General features: G+C 36.8%; 18 protein-coding genes and 2 tRNA genes. 18 read left to right on the forward strand and 2 right to left on the reverse strand.

Features of this window, described 5'->3' with window-relative positions:
* Positions 1–2 precede the first annotated feature (2 nt).
* The 13 genes from MKZ18_RS00355 to MKZ18_RS00415 all read left to right on the forward strand — a co-directional run bounded on the left by MKZ18_RS00355 (position 3) and on the right by MKZ18_RS00415 (position 12,550).
* Positions 3–956, forward strand: coding sequence for a ribose-phosphate diphosphokinase (locus MKZ18_RS00355; protein WP_025909826.1), 954 nt, complete (start codon positions 3–5; stop codon positions 954–956).
* Positions 957–1,105: 149 nt separating this feature from the next.
* Positions 1,106–1,738: a 50S ribosomal protein L25/general stress protein Ctc gene (locus tag MKZ18_RS00360; RefSeq protein WP_025909827.1), complete on the forward strand. Its 633-nt coding sequence runs from the start codon at positions 1,106–1,108 to the stop codon at positions 1,736–1,738.
* Positions 1,739–1,827: 89 nt separating this feature from the next.
* Complete coding sequence (pth, locus tag MKZ18_RS00365; protein ID WP_144593880.1) at positions 1,828–2,385, forward strand: aminoacyl-tRNA hydrolase; 558 nt, start codon at positions 1,828–1,830, stop codon at positions 2,383–2,385.
* Positions 2,386–2,446: 61 nt separating this feature from the next.
* Positions 2,447–2,677 carry an anti-sigma-F factor Fin family protein gene (locus MKZ18_RS00370; RefSeq protein WP_144593881.1) on the forward strand — a complete coding sequence of 77 codons (231 nt, stop codon included), beginning with the start codon at positions 2,447–2,449 and terminating at the stop codon, positions 2,675–2,677.
* 50 nt (positions 2,678–2,727) lie between these two features.
* Positions 2,728–6,276, forward strand: coding sequence for a transcription-repair coupling factor (gene mfd / locus MKZ18_RS00375; protein WP_373688667.1), 3,549 nt, complete (start codon positions 2,728–2,730; stop codon positions 6,274–6,276).
* Positions 6,277–6,473: 197 nt separating this feature from the next.
* Positions 6,474–7,010 carry a stage V sporulation protein T gene (gene spoVT / locus MKZ18_RS00380; RefSeq protein ID WP_025909831.1) on the forward strand — a complete coding sequence of 179 codons (537 nt, stop codon included), beginning with the start codon at positions 6,474–6,476 and terminating at the stop codon, positions 7,008–7,010.
* A gap of 220 nt (positions 7,011–7,230) precedes the next feature.
* Positions 7,231–8,826, forward strand: coding sequence for a putative polysaccharide biosynthesis protein (locus MKZ18_RS00385; protein ID WP_340842979.1), 1,596 nt, complete (start codon positions 7,231–7,233; stop codon positions 8,824–8,826).
* A gap of 27 nt (positions 8,827–8,853) precedes the next feature.
* Positions 8,854–10,308 (forward strand): nucleoside triphosphate pyrophosphohydrolase, encoded by a 1,455-nt coding sequence (gene mazG, locus MKZ18_RS00390; protein ID WP_025909833.1) that lies wholly within the window; start codon positions 8,854–8,856, stop codon positions 10,306–10,308.
* A 20-nt stretch (positions 10,309–10,328) separates the two neighbouring features.
* Positions 10,329–10,592: an RNA-binding S4 domain-containing protein gene (locus MKZ18_RS00395; protein ID WP_025909834.1), complete on the forward strand. Its 264-nt coding sequence runs from the start codon at positions 10,329–10,331 to the stop codon at positions 10,590–10,592.
* Between the two features lie 99 nt (positions 10,593–10,691).
* Positions 10,692–10,997, forward strand: a complete 306-nt coding sequence (gene yabP / locus MKZ18_RS00400; RefSeq protein ID WP_025909835.1) for a sporulation protein YabP — start codon at positions 10,692–10,694, stop codon at positions 10,995–10,997.
* The gene (gene yabQ, locus MKZ18_RS00405) at positions 10,994–11,617 is read left to right on the forward strand and encodes a spore cortex biosynthesis protein YabQ (RefSeq protein WP_025909836.1); all 624 of its coding nucleotides are present in this window, start codon (positions 10,994–10,996) and stop codon (positions 11,615–11,617) included. The genes yabP and yabQ overlap by 4 nt, the downstream gene beginning before the upstream one ends.
* A 4-nt stretch (positions 11,618–11,621) precedes the next feature.
* The gene (locus MKZ18_RS00410; protein ID WP_340842978.1) at positions 11,622–11,993 is read left to right on the forward strand and encodes an FtsB family cell division protein; all 372 of its coding nucleotides are present in this window, start codon (positions 11,622–11,624) and stop codon (positions 11,991–11,993) included.
* An 89-nt stretch (positions 11,994–12,082) separates the two neighbouring features.
* Positions 12,083–12,550 carry a S1 domain-containing RNA-binding protein gene (locus MKZ18_RS00415; RefSeq protein ID WP_025909838.1) on the forward strand — a complete coding sequence of 156 codons (468 nt, stop codon included), beginning with the start codon at positions 12,083–12,085 and terminating at the stop codon, positions 12,548–12,550.
* 106 nt (positions 12,551–12,656) lie between these two features.
* Here the strand turns inward: MKZ18_RS00415 and MKZ18_RS00420 are convergent.
* Positions 12,657–12,728: transfer RNA gene (locus tag MKZ18_RS00420), tRNA-Glu, on the reverse strand.
* Between the two features lie 11 nt (positions 12,729–12,739).
* A tRNA-Met gene (locus MKZ18_RS00425) sits at positions 12,740–12,813 on the reverse strand.
* 326 nt (positions 12,814–13,139) lie between these two features.
* Here MKZ18_RS00425 and spoIIE point away from each other — a divergent pair.
* From spoIIE to hpt, 5 genes are all read left to right on the forward strand, one after another.
* Positions 13,140–15,617 carry a stage II sporulation protein E gene (gene spoIIE / locus MKZ18_RS00430; protein WP_144593883.1) on the forward strand — a complete coding sequence of 826 codons (2,478 nt, stop codon included), beginning with the start codon at positions 13,140–13,142 and terminating at the stop codon, positions 15,615–15,617.
* Positions 15,618–15,687: 70 nt separating this feature from the next.
* Positions 15,688–16,431 carry a vWA domain-containing protein gene (locus tag MKZ18_RS00435; protein WP_061785376.1) on the forward strand — a complete coding sequence of 248 codons (744 nt, stop codon included), beginning with the start codon at positions 15,688–15,690 and terminating at the stop codon, positions 16,429–16,431.
* Positions 16,400–17,362: a serine/threonine protein kinase gene (locus MKZ18_RS00440; protein WP_035320698.1), complete on the forward strand. Its 963-nt coding sequence runs from the start codon at positions 16,400–16,402 to the stop codon at positions 17,360–17,362. Before MKZ18_RS00435 ends, MKZ18_RS00440 begins: the two co-directional genes overlap by 32 nt.
* 84 nt (positions 17,363–17,446) lie before the next feature.
* Positions 17,447–18,826: a tRNA lysidine(34) synthetase TilS gene (tilS, locus tag MKZ18_RS00445; RefSeq protein ID WP_061785375.1), complete on the forward strand. Its 1,380-nt coding sequence runs from the start codon at positions 17,447–17,449 to the stop codon at positions 18,824–18,826.
* A 27-nt stretch (positions 18,827–18,853) separates the two neighbouring features.
* The gene (gene hpt, locus MKZ18_RS00450) at positions 18,854–19,393 is read left to right on the forward strand and encodes a hypoxanthine phosphoribosyltransferase (RefSeq protein WP_025909843.1); all 540 of its coding nucleotides are present in this window, start codon (positions 18,854–18,856) and stop codon (positions 19,391–19,393) included.
* The last annotated feature ends 14 nt before the right edge of the window (positions 19,394–19,407 follow it).

Here is a 19,407-nt window from a genome sequence, read left to right on the forward strand (position 1 = left end):
AAATGCCAAATGTATATGCTGATGAAAATTTGAAATTGTTTACGTTAAATTCTAATAAGGCTTTAGCTGAACAAATTGCTAAGGTGATTGGTGTTGAATTAGGAAAGTGTTCTGTAGATCGCTTTAGCGACGGAGAAGTTCAAATTAATATTGAAGAAAGTATTCGTGGTTGCGATGTATTTATTATTCAATCAACAAGTGCCCCTGTTAACGAACATTTAATGGAGTTACTTATTATGATTGATGCTTTAAAACGTGCATCTGCTAAAACAATTAACATCGTAATTCCTTACTACGGTTACGCTCGCCAAGACCGTAAAGCACGTGCTCGTGAGCCAATCACAGCTAAATTAACAGCAAACCTTATTGAAAAAGCTGGTGCGACTCGTATCATCACATTAGATCTGCATGCTCCACAAATTCAAGGTTTCTTTGACATTCCAATTGATCATTTAGTAGGTGTTCCAATCTTAGGTGAATACTTTAAGAGTAAAAACCTTGATGACGTTGTCATCGTGTCTCCAGACCACGGTGGTGTAACACGCGCACGTCGTTTAGCAGAACGTTTAAAAGCACCAATTGCTATTATTGATAAGCGTCGTCCACGTCCAAACGTTGCGGAAGTAATGAACATTGTTGGTCAAGTAGAAGGCAAAACGGCAATTTTAATTGACGATATGATCGATACAGCTGGTACCATTACATTGGCAGCAAATGCACTTATTGAGTCAGGTGCAAAAGAAGTATATGCATGTTGTACACATCCAGTCCTATCAGGACCTGCAATTGAGCGCATCCAAAATTCTAAAATTAAAGAATTAGCAGTTACAAACTCGATTGCACTAACAGAAGAAAAGAAAATTGACAAAGTAACAGAGCTTTCAGTTGCTCCTTTAATGGCTGAAGCAATCATTCGTGTTCATGAAGAGGAATCAGTGAGCACACTATTCGATTAATTTGTTGAAAAGAAGCTTCTCTCCTTGTGAGAGAAGCTTCTTTTTTATTGTAATCATAGCACTAATACAAATTAATTTGATTTTGAGGTTTAATCATTTTCTAATTAGGGTACATTTTAATATAGAAAACATACTGGAAGGTGAAGAATATGAGTATTTCAATTCAGGCAAAAGAAAGAACGAGCTTTCAAAACTCTGTAAATAGAAAAATTCGTGAAGAGGGTAATTTTCCAGCAGTTGTTTATGGTAATAAAGTAGAACCTACGTCAATTTACTTAAATAGCGCTGAGTTTATTAAAACAATTCGCGAAGCAGGTCGAAATGGCGTATTAACGTTACATGTAGGCAAGAACAAACATTCAGTTATCTTGCATGAAATTCAAACTGATCCATTAAAAAACGAAATTGTACACGCGGATTTCCAAGTTGTTGATATGTCTGTAGAAATTGAGTCTACGGTTACTTTATCGTTAGTTGGGGAAGCTAAAGGTACAAAAGAAGGCGGCGTGTTACAGCAGTCCCTATACGAAGTAACAGTGCAAGGTTTACCGCAGGATATTCCATCATCAATTGATGTAGACGTAACTGAGTTGGGGGTTAACGATGTATTAACCCTACAAGATGTAAAAGTAGATGGTAAAATTGAAATTACACAAAGTCTTGAAGAGCCAGTTGCTTCAGTACTACCTCCACAACAAGAAGAATTACCTGATAGTGGAGAACAACAAGGTGATGAAGAAAATCAAGAAGTAGAAGCAACAGAACAAAAAGACAAAGAATAATACAAAGGCGTAACCAAAAGGTTACGCCTTTTATGATGAATTGATTATAATAAGAAGGGTAGAGTGTTTAAAGAGAAAGGAGCATTTCGTTGAAATTAATTGTTGGATTGGGTAACCCTGGAAAAGAATATGATCAAACACGTCATAACATCGGTTTTATGACAATTGACGAACTTGCAGATTACTTTGATATTAAGTTGGATCGCACAAAATTTAATGGACTTTATGGCATGGGAATGGTGCGAGGAGAAAAAGTTCTTTTATTAAAGCCATTAACATATATGAACCTCTCGGGAGAAAGCATTCGTCCGCTGATGGAATATTATGACATCGGTGTGGAAGATTTGCTTGTTATTTATGATGACTTGGATTTGCCTTGTGGAAAAATACGCTTGCGAACAAAAGGCAGTGCAGGTGGTCATAATGGAATTAAATCAATTATTCAGCACTTAAAAACACAAGAATTCAACCGTGTTCGCATTGGCATTGATCGTCCTAAAAATGGCATGAAAGTTGTAGACTATGTACTTGGAAGGTTTACATCTGAAGAGATGATTGAAATGAATGGAGCCATGGAGAAATCGGTTAAAGCTAGTGAAGAGTGGCTATCTAAACCGTTCTTAGAAGTAATGAATCGATATAATTAACAGGAATAAAGCTCTCTCTAAATGCTAATACTAACAATAAAACATTTAGGAGGGCTTTATTCTGTCTATTCATTATTTCTGTAGACATTGTCATGCAAAAGTCGGTATGATAGAAGGGAAAGAATATAGCACAGAAAAACTAGGCTTTCATCATTTGACAGCTGATGAAAGGCAAGAGCTAGTTCAATACCAAGAGAATGGCGATTTAATTGTCAAAACAATTTGTGAAGATTGCCAGGAGGCTTTAGATCGAAACCCAGACTATCATCAGTATGAAACATTTATACAATAAAAAGCTTTGGTTATATACCAAAGCGTTTTTCTATTTACTTACATAGCAACATGGGAGGAGGGAATTCCTTGAGAGGGATTATACAACGTTTCGTTGAAAATGGTGAAATAAATACAATTGTTAATAGCTTAAAAGAAGGTCTAAAAGAACAATTAATAACGGGAATTTCTGGTTCAGCACGTTCAGTTTTAATGGGGCTACTGAATGAAAATGAAGGTTATCCGTTGTTAGTGGTTACTCATAACTTATTTCAGGCTCAAAAGGTGTATGAAGATTTAGTACATCTTTTACCGAACAAAGATGTGTTTCTCTATCCAGTTAATGATCTTGTAGCAACAGAAGTAGGAATTGCTAGCCCAGAGTTAAAAGCACAAAGGATTGAAGCATTAAACCATTGGAGCCATAAACAATCTGGTATTGTTGTAACCACTGTATCAGGAGTAAGAAAAATTCTTCCACCTAAAGCTAGGTGGGAACAAACTCAGTTAATATTTCAAAATGGTCATGATATTGATGTTGACCACTATTTGCAAAAGTTAATTCAGTTGGGATATGAACGAGTGTCAATGGTTTCAGCTCCAGGAGATTTTAGCGTACGTGGGGGAATTATTGATGTTTACCCACTGACAGAGGAACTTCCTGTTCGAATTGAGCTTTTTGATACGGAAATTGATTCTATTCGTACTTTTACGCTTGAAGATCAACGTTCTCAAAAGCAGTTAGATAAAATTAGTATTGGACCTGCTACAGAGTTTATTTTCTCAGAGGATGAGTTAAAAGATGGAACAGTGGAACTTGAAAAGCGTTTAAGTGATAGTTTAGCCAAAGTAAAAGATAAAGCAATAAAGGAAAAGCTGATTGAAAACATTCAAGGGGAAATTGAACAGCTAAAACAAGGACAAACATTAGACAATATGTTTAAGTATTTGTCTCTGTTCTATAAACAGCCCGCTAGTTTGCTAGATTATCTTCCAGAAGGTGGAGTTGTTTTTTTTGATGAGACAACTCGTATCCAAGAGACGTCTGAACAACTTGATAGTGAAGAAGGCGAATGGGTAACGGAGCTACTGGGACAAGGTCAGGTTGTACGAGATGTACAGCTTTCGCATCCGCTTGCAGGATTAATTCAATCAACGCCACATCAGCTAATTTACACATCGTTATTTCTAAAACATGTTTCATATACAAATCCACAAAATATCGTGACTATTTCATATAAGCAAATGCAGCAGTTCTATGGGCAGATGAATTTATTAAAAGGCGAAATTGAACGATGGAAAAAAGCAAACTACACAATTGTTATGCTTGGAGCAGATCGTGAGAGAGTTACCAAACTAGAGAGTGTATTAGCTGATTATGATATTGAAGCAGCTATTTTAGACGGCGATGGCCAGTTAATGCCAGGGATTGTTCAAGTCATTGAAGGGGATCTTCAGGCTGGGTTTGAACTTCCAATGCAAAAGCTAGCGGTATTAACAGAAGAGGAACTATTTAAAAAGCGTGTAAAAAAGACAAAGAGACGCCAAAAACTATCTAATGCAGAGCGTATTAAGAGTTACTCTGAATTAAATGTTGGCGACTATGTCGTACACGTGAATCACGGAATTGGTCGCTATTTAGGTATGGAAACTCTTGAGATAAATGGAAATCATAAAGACTATATCCATATTAAATATGAAGGCTCTGATAAATTATATGTTCCTGTTGAACAAATCGACCAAGTGCAAAAATACGTTGGCTCCGAAGGCAAAGAGCCAAAAGTATACAAACTAGGCGGTAATGATTGGAAGAAAGTGAAGCGTAAAGTAGAATCTTCTGTCCAAGATATTGCTGACGATTTAATTAAACTGTATGCAGAGCGTGAAGCCAGCAAAGGATACGCTTTTTCTCCAGATGGAGACCTACAGCGTGAATTTGAACTTTCATTCCCGTACCAAGAAACTGAAGATCAACTGCGCTCTATCCAAGAAATCAAAAAGGATATGGAAAAAGAGCGTCCAATGGATCGCTTACTATGCGGTGACGTTGGGTATGGGAAGACGGAAGTCGCTATTCGTTCTGCTTTTAAAGCGGTCACAGATGGTAAGCAAGTCGCAATACTCGTGCCAACAACGATTTTAGCTCAACAGCACTTTGAAACGATTCGAGAAAGGTTTCAAGACTATCCGATTAATATTGGGCTCTTAAGTCGCTTTAGAACTCGAAAGCAACAGCAAGAAACAATTAAAGGTTTAAAGGACGGTACGGTTGACGTCGTAATTGGAACCCATCGTTTATTATCAAAAGATGTGATATATAAAGACTTAGGACTACTAATTATTGATGAAGAGCAACGTTTTGGTGTAACTCATAAAGAGAAAATTAAGCAAATGAAAGCAAATGTAGACGTGCTAACGCTGACTGCTACGCCAATTCCACGTACACTGCACATGTCAATGCTAGGTGTAAGGGATTTATCAGTCATCGAAACGCCGCCTGAAAATCGTTTTCCAGTTCAAACGTATGTAGTAGAGTACAATCCTGTATTAGTACGTGAAGCAATTGAGCGTGAACTAGCGCGAGATGGCCAGGTATACTTTTTATATAATAGGGTTGAAGATATTGAGAGGAAAGCTGAAGAGATTTCGATGTTAGTACCCGATGCTCGCGTAACGTATGCTCATGGTAAGATGAATGAAACGGAATTAGAAGCTGTTATTTTAAGCTTCTTAGAAGGCGAATATGATGTGTTAGTTAGTACGACAATTATTGAAACAGGTGTTGACATTCCAAATGTTAATACGCTTATTGTTAATTATGCAGATAAAATGGGATTATCGCAGCTGTATCAGCTCAGAGGGCGTGTAGGTCGTTCTAACCGCGTTGCGTATGCATATTTCACATACCACAAAGATAAAGTATTGACAGAAGTCGCTGAGAAAAGGCTACAAGCAATTAAAGAGTTTACCGAGCTTGGTTCAGGGTTTAAGATTGCGATGCGCGACTTATCTATTCGTGGGGCTGGAAACCTTCTAGGTGCACAACAACATGGATTTATTGACTCAGTTGGTTTTGATTTATATTCTCAAATGCTTAAAGACGCCATTGAAGAACGACGCGGCACAGATGAGCAGAAAAAGAAAATACAGGTTGAAATTAATCTAGACCTAGACGCATATATACCGGATCAATACATTACAGACGGGCGTTTAAAAATTGAAATGTACAAGCGTTTCCGTGCTATTGAAACATTTGATGATATTCAAGACTTACAAGATGAGATGATTGATCGTTTTGGTGAATATCCAGTTGAAGTGATGCATTTATTTACGGTAGCTGAAATAAAAGTATATGCCAATACGAACCTAGTGGAATCCATTACTCAATCAAAGCAAGACGTTACGATTTTATTATCTGAAGAAGCTAGCTCTACTGTAGACGGTCAAAAATTATTTATGTTAGGTAATGAGTTTGGCAGAATGGTCAGCCTAGGTATGGAAGGTAAAAAAGTGAAGGTTGTTATTAATACAAAAGAACTTGCACAAAAAGAATGGCTGAAAATTGTTCACCATTTAACGCGTGATTTAGCAAAAGTTAAGAAGGAACAAGTTCCAAATTAAAAAACAAAACCATTTGTCGCTGACAAATGGTTTTGTTTTTTTGAGAAAAAGGGAACTTTTTAACAAAAAAGAGATGGTTGGTGAATAGAAGTTGCATAGTAACGAATACTAACCTCAACACCGGTGAATGATTAATGAATTATTTCACTCATTCACCTACTATTTTTAATCATCAGATGAAAGAGAGGCTTTAATCAATGAAAGCAACAGGTATTGTTCGTCGTATTGATGATTTAGGGCGTGTCGTAATTCCAAAAGAAATTCGAAGAACGCTCCGTATTCGTGAAGGCGATCCATTAGAGATTTTTGTTGATCGTGATGGAGAAGTCATTTTGAAAAAGTATTCACCAATCAGCGAGTTAAGTGATTTTGCTAAAGAATATGGTGAGGCTCTTTACGATAGCCTAGGTCATCCTGTATTAATTTGTGATCGCGATACATTTATTGCTATTGCAGGTATTTCAAAAAAAGAGTATTTAAATAAAAACATTAGTTCTCTAGTTGAATCTACAATGGAAAGTAGAAGCTCAACTTTAGTGAAAGAAGGCAAAAGCTTAGAGTTTGTTGATGGGCATGAAGAAGAAATTTCATCTTATACAATTGGTCCAATTATTGCGAATGGAGACCCGATTGGAGCGGTAATTCTCTTCTCAAAAGAGAAATCCCTTGGTGAAGTAGAGCATAAAGCGGCTGAAACTGCTGCAGGTTTCTTATCTCGTCAAATGGAGCAATAAGCGACAGATCTAATCAATGTTATTTTAATTTATCTATGAAAAGACAGCAGAACTGCTGTCTTTTTTCTATGTGGTTTTTTCTGTAAAACACATAAAGAGCACGCAATGAGAACGTGCTATAATATAAAAGTCTTACAATACCAGGTTAACTGCATATGCCTTTAGAGGTTGATATTGCAAGGTCATCATAAAGAATTGGTATAATACGAAAGGTGTCATAATGCAGAAGAAATCAAATGTTTTAATGTTACTAAATGGCGCTGTTATCTTAACCTTAGCTGGTCTTTTTACAAAGATATTAAGCGCTAGTTACCGAATTCCATATCATCATATTGCAGGTGATGTTGGGTTTTATATTTATCAACAAGTATATCCTTTATACGGGATTATCTTACAAATTAGCACGTATGGATTTCCCGTCATTATTTCAAAACTGGTCTCAGAACATGTGGCGAATAATGAAAAAAAACAAGCTATCCAGGTTATTCAAGTCAGTTTTGTGTTTTTGAGCATGTTAAGCCTCATGCTGTTCGGTATTCAGTATGGGTTTGCAGAGAATATTGCGACCTTAATGGGAGATAAAGAGTTAACGCTATTAATTCAAATTATTTCATTTTCATTTTTATTTGTTCCATTTGTCGCAAGCATTCGAGGATACTATCAGGGGTTAAATGAAATGCTCCCAACAGCTGTGTCTCAAGTATCAGAACAAACGCTTCGCGTAGCAACAATTTTACTGTTATCTTTTCTGCTCGTTAAAAATAACTACAGTCCTTATATAGTAGGCGCAGGCGCAATATTTGGTTCAGTTGTAGGTATTACTTTTTCATTAATGGTACTCATTTTCTTTTTATTTCGAAGTCGTGTAGTTACTACATGGAGTTTCTCGAAACAAACGTTTACAGGGGCAGTTCCTATTTTAAAAAAGGTAGCCATTCAAGGCATAATCATCTGTATTAGTGGGATGGGGTTACTATTAATTCAACTGATTGATTCCTTTACCTTATATCCTTCTCTTCTGACAAGCGGAATTGACGCTGAAAAAGCTAAGGGAATGAAAGGTATTTATGACCGAGGCGTGCCTTTAATTCAGCTTGGAACGGTTGTTGGAACAGCATTCTCACTTTCACTTGTTCCGGTTATATCTTCAGCTATCGTTCAAAATGATTGGGCATTTGTAAAAAGTAAGGTTAACGTTTCAATCAAGCTTTCGTTGGTTGTTGGTGTCGGTGCATCTTGTGGACTAGCGGGCTTAATGGAACCAATTAACCACATGTTATACGGGAACATTGAAGGTTCGCAAGTGCTTAAAATGTTAAGTATGCTCGTTATTTTTACAACGATATCTGCTACTATAGCCGCTGTACTGCAAGGGATTGGTCGAATGAAAGCACCTGCATACGCCATTTGTATCGGTGTGGTTATCAAAATCCTGCTTAATTTGTGGCTTGTTCCTATTATGTACACAGAAGGGGCCGCGATTTCGTCTGCTATTAGCTTCTTAGTTATTACCGTTATGAACAGCATATTTTTGTATAAAGTACTTGGCCCAAAAAACAAGCTCATTCGTCATGCGGTAAAAATTATAGCAGTCGGTCTCTTAATGGTAATGGTATTAAGAGGGTATTTGTGGACAATGAATGGTATACTAGATGCACATTCAGTCAGTAGAGGATTAAATGTGGGTATTGCACTATCAGGTGTTATGTTTGGTGGCCTTTTTTATTTAGCTTTAATTATCAAAAGCAGCATTTTTACCAAAAACGAATTAAGAGACGTTCCCCTAGGAAAGTGGCTCATAAAATACATCTTATAGTTTAACTAGAACATGAAGGAGGATTCCATGACTAATAAAATAACCATTGTTGGTTTAGGTGCAGGAGATCTTGACCAGCTTCCAGTAGGAATTTATCGTTTATTAAAACAAAATCAGAGCGTGTTTTTAAGAACGAAAGAGCACCCAGCTGTGAGAGCATTAGAAGAAGAAGGTTTTTCTTATCAATCTTTTGATGGTGTCTATGAATCATTTGATTCATTCGATGATGTATACGAAAGTATTACAAAGCAACTGTTAGAACAAGCTAAGAATGGCAATGTTCTTTACGCTGTTCCAGGTCATCCTCTAGTTGCTGAAAGAACAGTTCAGCTGTTACTGCAAAACGAAGAAGGTATTGAAATTGATGTGAAAGGTGGACAAAGCTTTCTAGATCCTATTTTTACGTCATTGAAAATTGACCCAATTGAAGGCTTTCAGCTTTTAGATGGCACTGCACTACATCGTGATGAGCTAAGGTTGCAACAGCATATTTTAATAGGGCAGGTGTATGACCAGTTTGTAGCTTCTGATGTAAAGCTTACACTAATGGAGCAGCTGCCAGATGAATATGAAGTATACATTGTAACAGCGGCAGGTAGCTCAGATGAGCATATTAAAAAAGTCAAACTGTATGAGCTTGATCATGGAATGGAGCTCAATAATCTAACAACGGTTTATGTTCCACCTGTAAAAGACTCTGCATTGTTATATCACCAATTTGAAGAATTTCGCCGTATTATTGCGATACTGAGAGGGCCAAATGGGTGCCCATGGGATAAAAAGCAAACGCATGAATCGTTAAAGCGTTATTTAATTGAAGAAGCTTATGAGCTACTAGATGCTATCGATCAACAAGATGACGACCATATTGTTGAAGAGCTAGGAGATGTTCTGCTACAAGTAATGCTACATGCTCAAATTGGTGAAGATGAAGGAATGTTTACCATTGAGGACGTCATTTCTACCGTAGCAGAAAAAATGGTTAGGCGTCATCCACACGTGTTTAGCAACGTAAAAGCCGATAATGAGGAAGAGGTTCTTCAAAACTGGGATGAAATTAAAAAGCAAGAAAAAGGGGAAGAACCTTCTTCATTATTAGATGATGTACCGTCTACCATGCCTAGCTTGATGAGAGCATATAAATATCAAAAGGCAGCTGCCAAAGTCGGGTTTGATTGGGAAACGATTGAGCCGATGTGGGATAAAGTAAAAGAAGAGCTTCAGGAATTTGAAGAAGAAGTGCAGGCGGAGAATCTGGAAGAGATGAGCAATGAGTTTGGCGATCTTTTATTTGCGTTAGTAAACGTATCTCGCTACTACAAAATTGATCCGGAAACCGCATTAGCTAAAACGAATGAGAAATTTGGTGCGCGTTTTCGCTATATTGAAGAGCAGGTAAAGAAATCTGGTCAATCATTTGCAAACTTTACATTAGAAGAGTTAGACCAATTTTGGAATGAAGCAAAAAAAATAGGTTTGTAATAAAGAAAGGTGAGGGAACTATGAGATTAGATAAGTTTTTAAAGGTATCTCGTCTAATTAAACGTCGTACGTTAGCAAAAGAGATTTCAGACAAAGGAAGAATTTCCATTAACGGAATTGTTGCAAAGGCAAGCTCAAACGTAAAAGTAGGTGATGAGTTAGCTATTCAATTTGGGACAAAGATTGTGACAGTAAAGATAGAAGCCCTTCAAGAAAACGCTAAGAAAGAAGAAGCTGCTAACTTATACTCTTTAGTAAGAGAAGAAAAAGTATCAAACTCATAAAACAGTTAGGACATCTGTGAGCTTGTTCTAAACTTCATTCTCACTTCATATGTTTAAACCAAACGTAATGAAGAGCTTAATAATGAGGTGGGGATGAAGATGAGTCAATTTTACGAAATGGGCAGTGCAAATAAAGATCAAACTCCAAATCATGATTTAGTAATGAAGGGGAGACGCCTCTTAGATATTACCGGAGTCAAGCAAGTAGAGAGTTTTGACAATGAGGAATTTTTGCTTGAAACTGTGATGGGGTTTTTATCTGTACGTGGTCAAAACCTTCAAATGAAAAATTTAGATGTTGAAAAAGGAATTGTATCGATAAAAGGAAAAATCTTTGATATAGTTTACTTAGATGAGAACCAGTCGGAGAAAGCTAAAGGATTCTTTAGTAAGTTGTTTCGATGAGCCTTAATATACAATTCTATACTATGCTTGCGATGATTTCGATGGGTGGATGTGTTGGAGCATCATTGGATACATATCGCTACTTTGTAAATCGGGCTCAAACAGTAAGGTGGTTCGTCTTTATTAGCGACTTACTGTTTTGGGTAGTTCAAGCACTACTCATCTTTTATGTGTTGTTTTTAGTTAATGAAGGTGAGCTAAGATTTTATGCATTTCTTGCTTTATTATGCGGATTCGCAGCTTATCAGAGCTTAATTCAATCCATTTATTTAAAAGTTTTAAAATTTATTGTTTCAAGTGTGTTAGCCGTTTATCGAGCTTTACTAACGATTCTTACTATTATATTGGTCAAGCCTGCTCGAATGCTGTTAAGGTGTATAAATGCCTTGGGCTTATTATGTTATCGCTTTGGATACGGCCTTGTTTCATTTATACTAAAGGTAATTTTTGTACCAATAAGATGGGTATTCTTAATTTCTTGGAGAATCATGCCTAAATCTGTAAGACGATTTCTACAGAGGTGTTTTACGTATTTAGAAGGAATTTTTCAACGTGTAAAGAATACCATAATGAGAGCTGTATCATGGTTAAACACTTTTAAAAATAAGGAGGACGACTAGGTTAATGAGTGCTGAACGCAAGAAAAATGTAACAAAGTTAAATACAGAATATAGTCAACAGCAACAAAATCTTAAAAAACAAACAGATCGAAAGCGCGTTGGCTTAATTAGACGTCTAACTTTCTTTGGTGTTTTGGCTCTACTTATTGGTATAGGTATTGTTACAACGTTGATTACTCAAGCATCAGCTATCGAAAATAAAAAAGCTGAAAAAGAAAAGTTAGAACAACAGTTAACAAAGCTTGAAAGCAAGGAAAAGCAACTTGAATCTGAAATTGTTAAATTAAATGATGATGAGTATATTAAAAAAATTGCGAGAAGAGATTACTTCTTATCAGAAGACGGTGAGATTATCTTTAACATCAAAAAAGACTAAATCCACGGTGCGTTGACAGCATATTTTCGCTTTTTGTATAATAGAGTAAATTGATTTCTTTTATCATTTTAAGGAGGAGCATTTTTTTTATGTCAATTGAAGTAGGCAGCAAGTTACAGGGAAAGGTAACAGGTATTACAAACTTTGGAGCTTTTGTGGAGCTTCCAGGGGGAACAACAGGCTTAGTTCATATTAGTGAAGTGGCTGATAACTATGTAAAAGACATTAACGACCATTTAAAAGTCGGCGATGAAGTTGAAGTAAAAGTTATTAACGTAGAGAAAGATGGCAAGATTGGTCTTTCAATTAAGAAAGCTGTAGAGCGTGCAGAACGCCCAGAACGTCCAGAGCGACCAGCGCGTGCACCACGTTCTGACAGACCTCGTGACTCACATCGCCCACAGCGTAATAATCGCGGTGGTGGTAATGACTTCCGTTCAAAAGAAACGTTTGAGCAAAAAATGAATCGTTTCTTAAAAGATAGTGAAGAACGTTTATCTTCCCTAAAACGCCATACAGAATCAAAACGTGGCGGACGCGGCGCGAAACGCGGCTAACTTGCTGCTTATCACGTTATAGATAGCGAGTTCTAAAAAGCACCTTCAGTGAAGGTGCTTTTTTTGCATATAAAAAAACATGTACAATGATGTACATGTTTTTGGATGACCCGTACGGGATTCGAACCCGTGTTACCGCCGTGAAAGGGCGGTGTCTTAACCACTTGACCAACGGGCCTTTATAATAAGTAGCGGCGGAGGGGATCGAACCCCCGACCTCACGGGTATGAACCGTACGCTCTAGCCAGCTGAGCTACACCGCCATAAATTCTTTATAAAAGACATGTATAATAATATAAAAATCCTCATTGGTTGTCAATAACATTTTTTAAAATAATGGCAAACCAAAAAATATAAATAATAAACTTCATAAATTTAAATAAATTAGTGCAAGAAAATACTAGTTTAGAGCATAACTTCTAAAATATTTTAAGTTGCAATGTAATATTATACATATTTTTGTATGGTTTTCGGTCTCTAACTAGAAAGTCGTCGAACGATTCTTGTACGAGAGAGAGTCGATTTGACAAAATATTAATCCCTTTCTCGCTATAATAGCTTATAAGTATAATTAGCGGGTGGTGGAAAAATGCAAAAAACTGAGCGGAACTTTGCCGGTCCAGCAACTGAAGCTGTTTTTAATCGTACTAGATTAGAAATGGCACGCATTTTTACGAAAACGAGTCTGAAAACAGAAAAGGTATTGTTCCAATGGGGATTAATTTTATTAGCAGTAGGATTTTTATTAGGACGAGCTTTAATTTTAATGGAAATTATGCCGTTTGCATTACCATTTTTTGCGGCTGTACTTGCTATTAAGAAAGATAAGGCAGCTCTTGCAGGCCTGGCCATCTTGGCTGGAGCATTTAGTCTATCCTTACAAAACGGTGGGGTTGTCTTCTGTTCCCTATTCGTATTTTTACTTCTTCATCGCTTTGGTGGTTTTATAACCATAGATCCTCTTAAAAAGTTACCGTTTACTGTGTTTATTTCTATGTTTCTAACGAAATTAGGAATTTTCTACTTGTTTTCACAAGGAGTCACAATGTATGACTTTGCATTTATAGCTGTAGAAGCGGGCTTGAGCTTTATTCTAACAATGATTTTTCTACAGAGTGTACCTCTTATTTCATATCGAAAGCGAAAGCAATCTCTTAAAACAGAAGAAGTTATTTCTCTTATTATTCTTTTAGCATCGGTCATGACAGGAACCATTGGTTGGGTCATGTACGGTTTATCGGCAGAACACGTACTATCACGTTATTTAGTATTAATCTTTGCTTTTGTATCAGGTCCGACAATTGGAGCTACTGTTGGTGTAGTCACGGGATTAATCTTAAGCTTTGCTAACGTAACGAGTTTATATGAAATGAGCTTACTAGCTTTTTCAGGTTTGTTAGGAGGATTACTAAAAGACGGCAAAAAAATGGGTGCATCTCTAGGATTGATTGTGGGATCTCTTTTAATTGGGCTCTATTCACAAGCTGAACAGGCACTTTCAACCAATTTATATGAGTCGCTTATCGCTGTCGCTTTATTTCTATTAACACCAACATTTCTTTTGAAAAACTTAAGTAAGCTCGTTCCAGGTACATCTGAAAATATGATGGAGCAACAGCAGTATATTCGAAAAGTAAGAGATGTAACGGCAAATCGAGTAGAACAATTCTCCAACGTATTTCAGGCCTTATCTGATAGTTTTACTCAAAATGGATTTTATGAAGAAAAGCGAAATGAAGAAAAAGAAATAGATTATTTTCTAAGTAGCGTAACGGAGAGAACGTGTCAATTCTGTTTCAAGAAAGAGCAGTGTTGGGCTCAACAGTTTGATACAACCTATGAATATCTGAAAGAAATTATGCTAGAAATTGATAATAATTCATTAGAACAAAATCCCAAGCTAGTCAGAGAGATGGACAAGCATTGTGTGAAGTCCAAAAAAGTAATCGATGTTATTGAGCATGAGCTGACGTATTTTAAAGCCAATCAGCAGTTGAAATCTCAGATTCATGAAAGTCGTCGGATTGTAGCTGAGCAGTTGCATGGAGTTTCGCAAGTCATGAATAATTTCGCTCAAGAAATAAAAAGAGAAAGAGAAAACTTAAATGTTCAAGAAGAACAGATTGTCGAAGCATTGAGAAGCTTTGGCATGGAAATTAACCAAATTGAAATTTATAGTTTAGAGCCTGGTAATGTAGATGTAGAAATGTGGGTTCCTTACTGTCACGGCAGAGGTGAGTGTGAAAAAATTATTGCCCCAATGCTTACGGATATACTTGGTGAAAGTATCGTGGTAAAAAATGAAGAGTGTGCAAAATATCCACAAGGTTATTGTCACGTTTCCTTTGGTTCCACCAAAGCGTATGTAGTAGATACAGGGGTTGCTCACGCTGCAAAAGGAGGAGGATTTGTGTCAGGGGATAGCTATTCAATGATTGAATTAAATGCTGGCAAATATGCATTAGCGATCAGTGATGGTATGGGGAACGGTGAAAGAGCTCACTATGAGAGTAGTGAAACACTACAATTACTGAAACAAATCCTACAAACCGGGATTGAAGAGACAATTGCAATAAAATCTATTAATTCTATTCTGTCGTTGCGAACGAGTGATGAAATCTTTTCGACGCTTGACTTGGCAATGATTGATTTACAAGATGCAAACGTAAACTTCTTGAAAATTGGCTCGACACCCAGCTTTATTAAGCGTGGTGATAAAGTAATCAAGGTACAAGCAAGTAATTTACCAATGGGGATTATTGAAGAGTTTGAAGTAGACGTTGTGAGTGAACAAATGAAAGCACAGGACTTGCTCATTATGATGAGTGATGGGGTGTTTGAAGGCCCAAGACATGTTGAGAATTACGAGATGTGGATGAAGCGTAAAATTGGAGAGCTACAAACCGATGATCCACAAGAAATTGCAGATTTAATTATGGAAGAAGTCATTCGAACAAGGTCCGGTTTAATTGAAGATGATATGACCGTGGTGGTTGCTAAACTGAAGCATAATACGCCAAAATGGTCTTCCATTCCAACATATGCGTATCGTAAAAAAGCACAGTAGATTATAGAGTATAAATTATCCCTTCCTCGTCTATCATGTTAATACTGATAATGAGGAGGGGATTTTATTTATGAAAAAAGGAACGTTAAAGCAAATGTTAGTCATTACAGATGGAGGTTCTAATACAGGAGAAGATCCAATTGCAATGGCAGCACTAGCAAAGGAACAAGGCATCAGTGTGAATGTTATAGGAGTTATGGAAGAAGACGTGATTGATGAACAAAGTCAAAACGAAATTGAAGGTATTGCTATGTCTGGTGGAGGAGTTAGCCAAATCGTTTATGTAAAGCAACTTTCTCAAACCGTTCAAATGGTTACAAGACAAGCGATGACTCAAACGTTACAAGGCGTAGTAAATAAAGAACTTCAACAAATATTGGGTGCATCAGCTTCAAAAATGGAAGATTTACCTCCGGGAAAACGTGGAGAAATTATGGAAGTTGTTGACGAGTTAGGTGAAACAGTTGATTTAGAGATTCTCATTTTAGTTGATATGAGTGGAAGCATGAAGTCGAAGCTTCCAACTGTTAAGGAAGCATTATTAGATTTATCCCTCAGCCTCAACGCTAGAATTGGGTACAACCAATTTTCAGTATTTTTATTTCCAGGGAAAAAGAAAGATGTTGAAAAGCTTATGGACTGGAATCCAAAGCTAGAATCGTTATCTACTATATTTCCGAAGTTAACAGCTGGTGGTATTACACCTACTGGTCCAGCAATTAAAGCGGCAACAAACCACTTTGTTCAGAAGAAACGTTCCTTAAGGGGGATGTTAAGAAGTGATGAACACTACAATGAAGAATCTGGTATGTAATTTATCAGCCGGTACAACATTAACAGGGAAGTGGCATCATAATCAGTACACCATTATGAAACAACTAGGCACAGGTGCAACTGGAGTTGTGTATTTGGTTCAATCACCAAATGGAGAAACTGCAGCGCTAAAGTTAAGCTTTGACAACAACTCAGTAACGGCTGAAGTAAATGTATTACGTAACTTCTCAAAGGTCCATGGCAAGTCTCTTGGGCCTTTCTTATTCGATGTAGATGACTGGGTTTATCGTAATCAAGCACTCTCTTTTTATGTAATGGAATATGTAAAAGGAACATCGTTAAAAGCTTTCGTTGCGAAAAGAGGAAAGGAATGGGTAAATGTACTGGTCATGCAGCTATTGGGGGATTTACATGAATTACACAAAGCGGGTTGGGTTTTTGGAGACTTGAAGCCAGAGAACTTGGTTGTTACCAATCACCCTGTCAAGATTCGTTTAATCGATGTAGGTGGAACAACAATGCAAGGGAGAGCTATCAAAGAGTTTACCGACTACTATGACCGAGCATATTGGGGGTTTGGCTCTCGAAAAGCAGAACCAGCATATGATTTGTTTGCTGTAGCTATGATTATAATCGAGCTATTAATCGGCGAGCGTTTAAACAAAGCTGATAAACCTAATGAACAGCTAAAAAGATTATTAAAAACGCATAATGCTCTGTCAGCACATCGTTCGATTTTGTATAAATCGATTCATGGCAACTATCTTACAGCTCATGAGATGAAGCAAGATTTGATTGAAGGGATCAAGAGTGGTGAATCTGTTAAATCTTCAGGAAATCAAAAGGTTCGTCAGCATAGTCCAAAGCGTGTTAAAGTAAAGAAGAAGCGTACACATTTCCTAGAAACCGTTTTATTAGGAGCATCCGTCATGTTTATGTACTTGTTATATCTTTTCATTCAAGTATTATAAATGTGAAACTTTTTAATGGAATATCCGTAAAATGAGAAAGGGATAGTGGTAACTAGTCTTAATCACGTAAGGATGAACAGAATAATGGAAAGGGAAACAACAGAATTTATTGATAAACATAACCTTTTACCAATTAATGCAACAGTCTTAGTCGGTGTTTCTGGAGGTCCAGATTCCTTAGCGTTGCTTCATTTTCTACATAGGGAGCAAGTGCACAGAAGTTTAAATTTAGTGGCGTTACACGTTGATCATATGTTTCGGGGAGCAGAGTCTAAAAATGACTTAGAATATGTGCAAGCTTATTGTAGAGATGCAGGTATTGCATTTGAAGGCGTTAGTATCGATGTAACAACTTATCAGAAAAAGCACAAAGTATCTGCTCAGGTAGCAGCTAGAGAATGTCGGTATGCGTTCTTTGAAGAGATGATGAATAAGTACCGTGCAGAAGTACTAGCTTTAGCTCATCATGGAGATGATCAAGTAGAAACAATACTCATGAGGTTGGCACGTGGTAGTACGATGAGAGGGTATGGAGGGATGGAGGCAAAGCGTCCTTATGCCACAGGGTCTCTCGTTCGCCCTTTTTTATCCGTTACAAAAGAACAAATTTTGTTATATTGCAGGAGATTTAACTTAAATCCTAGAATAGACCCTACTAACGAGAAGGATACGTATACTCGTAATCGCATTAGACAATATATATTACCTTTTTTAAAGGATGAGTATCACGATATACATGAAAAATTTCAAGCTTTTAGTGAAAACTTATATGAAGATCAAGCCTATTTAGAGGAATTAACAACTCGAGAGATGAATAAGGTAATTAAACAGCAAAGACAAGGATATCTTTTAATGAGTCGAGGGTCTTTCCTTAATATAAGCAAACCTTTACAAAGGCGTGGGATTCAACTAATATTAAACTATCTCTATAAAAAAATCCCTTCAGATCTTTCCTCAGTTCATATTAATAATTTATTGAGGTTTTTAGAAGCTGATAAACCTTCTGGTGTGCTTCACTTTCCAAACAAGCTGACCATTTCTCGTTCGTATGACGATTGTGTGTTCACTTTTGAGTTAACGCAGTCTATTCCAGCATATGAATATGATATCCCCATTCCAGGGGTCATTCAGCTGCCGAATGGTCATTCCCTTACTGCTAGAATACATAATGGAAAATATGATAAGAAAGAAACTGACATCTTTTTAGTAGATGAAAGTAAGGTTAGGTTTCCAATTCGAGTTCGGACGCGAAGGCCAGGAGATAAAATTCAATTAAAAGGCATGAAGGGGCATAAAAAGGTAAAGGATATCTTTATTGATGAAAAAGTGCCTTTAGAGAAAAGAGATGCGTGGCCGGTTGTAGAAGATAGTAATGGTACAATTTTATGGCTGCCAAAATTAAAAAAATCTGCTTATGAATTACACACTCATAAGTTAAGATATGTTATTTTATACTATAAGTAGGGAAAACTTCTAGGAGGCAAGCAAGGAATGAAGCATGATATTAAAGAAATTCTAATTTCAGAGGAACAAATACAGGCAAAGGTAAAGGATTTAGGACAACTACTCACTGAAGAGTATGAAGGTCGTTTTCCTTTAGTAATTGGTGTATTAAAAGGTGCAATGCCTTTTATGTCTGACCTAATTAAACGCATCGATACATATTTAGAAATGGATTTTATGGATGTATCAAGCTATGGTAAAGAAATGGTTTCTTCTGGTGAAGTCAAAATCTTAAAGGATTTAGATACTTCTGTAGAAGGTCGAGACATCTTAATTTTAGAAGATATTATTGATAGCGGATTAACTCTAAGCTATCTAGTAGAGTTATTTAAGTATCGCAAAGCAAAATCAATTAGAATCGTAACACTATTAGACAAACCAACGGGTCGTAAAGCGGATATTAAAGCAGATTACGTTGGATTTGAGGTTCCAGATGCTTTCGTAGTAGGGTATGGGTTAGATTATCAGGAAAAATATCGTAACCTACCTTACATTGGCGTTTTAAAACCAGAAGTGTATAGTAATTAATCAGCATATTTGCA

The organism is Priestia sp. FSL W8-0001 (assembly GCF_038050335.1).
Taxonomy (GTDB): Bacteria; Bacillota; Bacilli; order Bacillales; family Bacillaceae_H; genus Priestia; species Priestia flexa.

Excerpts from the sequence above, each read along its gene's own strand:
- MKZ18_RS00355 (WP_025909826.1), top strand. The coding sequence starts at position 3 with ATGCCAAATGTATATGCTGATGAAAATTTGAAATTGTTTACGTTAAAT.
- MKZ18_RS00360 (WP_025909827.1), top strand. The coding sequence starts at position 1,106 with ATGAGTATTTCAATTCAGGCAAAAGAAAGAACGAGCTTTCAAAACTCT.
- mfd (WP_373688667.1), top strand. The coding sequence starts at position 2,728 with ATGGGAGGAGGGAATTCCTTGAGAGGGATTATACAACGTTTCGTTGAA.
- spoVT (WP_025909831.1), top strand. The coding sequence starts at position 6,474 with ATGAAAGCAACAGGTATTGTTCGTCGTATTGATGATTTAGGGCGTGTC.
- MKZ18_RS00385 (WP_340842979.1), top strand. The coding sequence starts at position 7,231 with ATGCAGAAGAAATCAAATGTTTTAATGTTACTAAATGGCGCTGTTATC.
- mazG (WP_025909833.1), top strand. The coding sequence starts at position 8,854 with ATGACTAATAAAATAACCATTGTTGGTTTAGGTGCAGGAGATCTTGAC.
- MKZ18_RS00395 (WP_025909834.1), top strand. The coding sequence starts at position 10,329 with ATGAGATTAGATAAGTTTTTAAAGGTATCTCGTCTAATTAAACGTCGT.
- yabP (WP_025909835.1), top strand. The coding sequence starts at position 10,692 with ATGAGTCAATTTTACGAAATGGGCAGTGCAAATAAAGATCAAACTCCA.
- yabQ (WP_025909836.1), top strand. The coding sequence starts at position 10,994 with ATGAGCCTTAATATACAATTCTATACTATGCTTGCGATGATTTCGATG.
- MKZ18_RS00410 (WP_340842978.1), top strand. The coding sequence starts at position 11,622 with ATGAGTGCTGAACGCAAGAAAAATGTAACAAAGTTAAATACAGAATAT.
- MKZ18_RS00415 (WP_025909838.1), top strand. The coding sequence starts at position 12,083 with ATGTCAATTGAAGTAGGCAGCAAGTTACAGGGAAAGGTAACAGGTATT.
- spoIIE (WP_144593883.1), top strand. The coding sequence starts at position 13,140 with ATGCAAAAAACTGAGCGGAACTTTGCCGGTCCAGCAACTGAAGCTGTT.
- MKZ18_RS00435 (WP_061785376.1), top strand. The coding sequence starts at position 15,688 with ATGAAAAAAGGAACGTTAAAGCAAATGTTAGTCATTACAGATGGAGGT.
- MKZ18_RS00440 (WP_035320698.1), top strand. The coding sequence starts at position 16,400 with ATGAACACTACAATGAAGAATCTGGTATGTAATTTATCAGCCGGTACA.
- tilS (WP_061785375.1), top strand. The coding sequence starts at position 17,447 with ATGGAAAGGGAAACAACAGAATTTATTGATAAACATAACCTTTTACCA.
- hpt (WP_025909843.1), top strand. The coding sequence starts at position 18,854 with ATGAAGCATGATATTAAAGAAATTCTAATTTCAGAGGAACAAATACAG.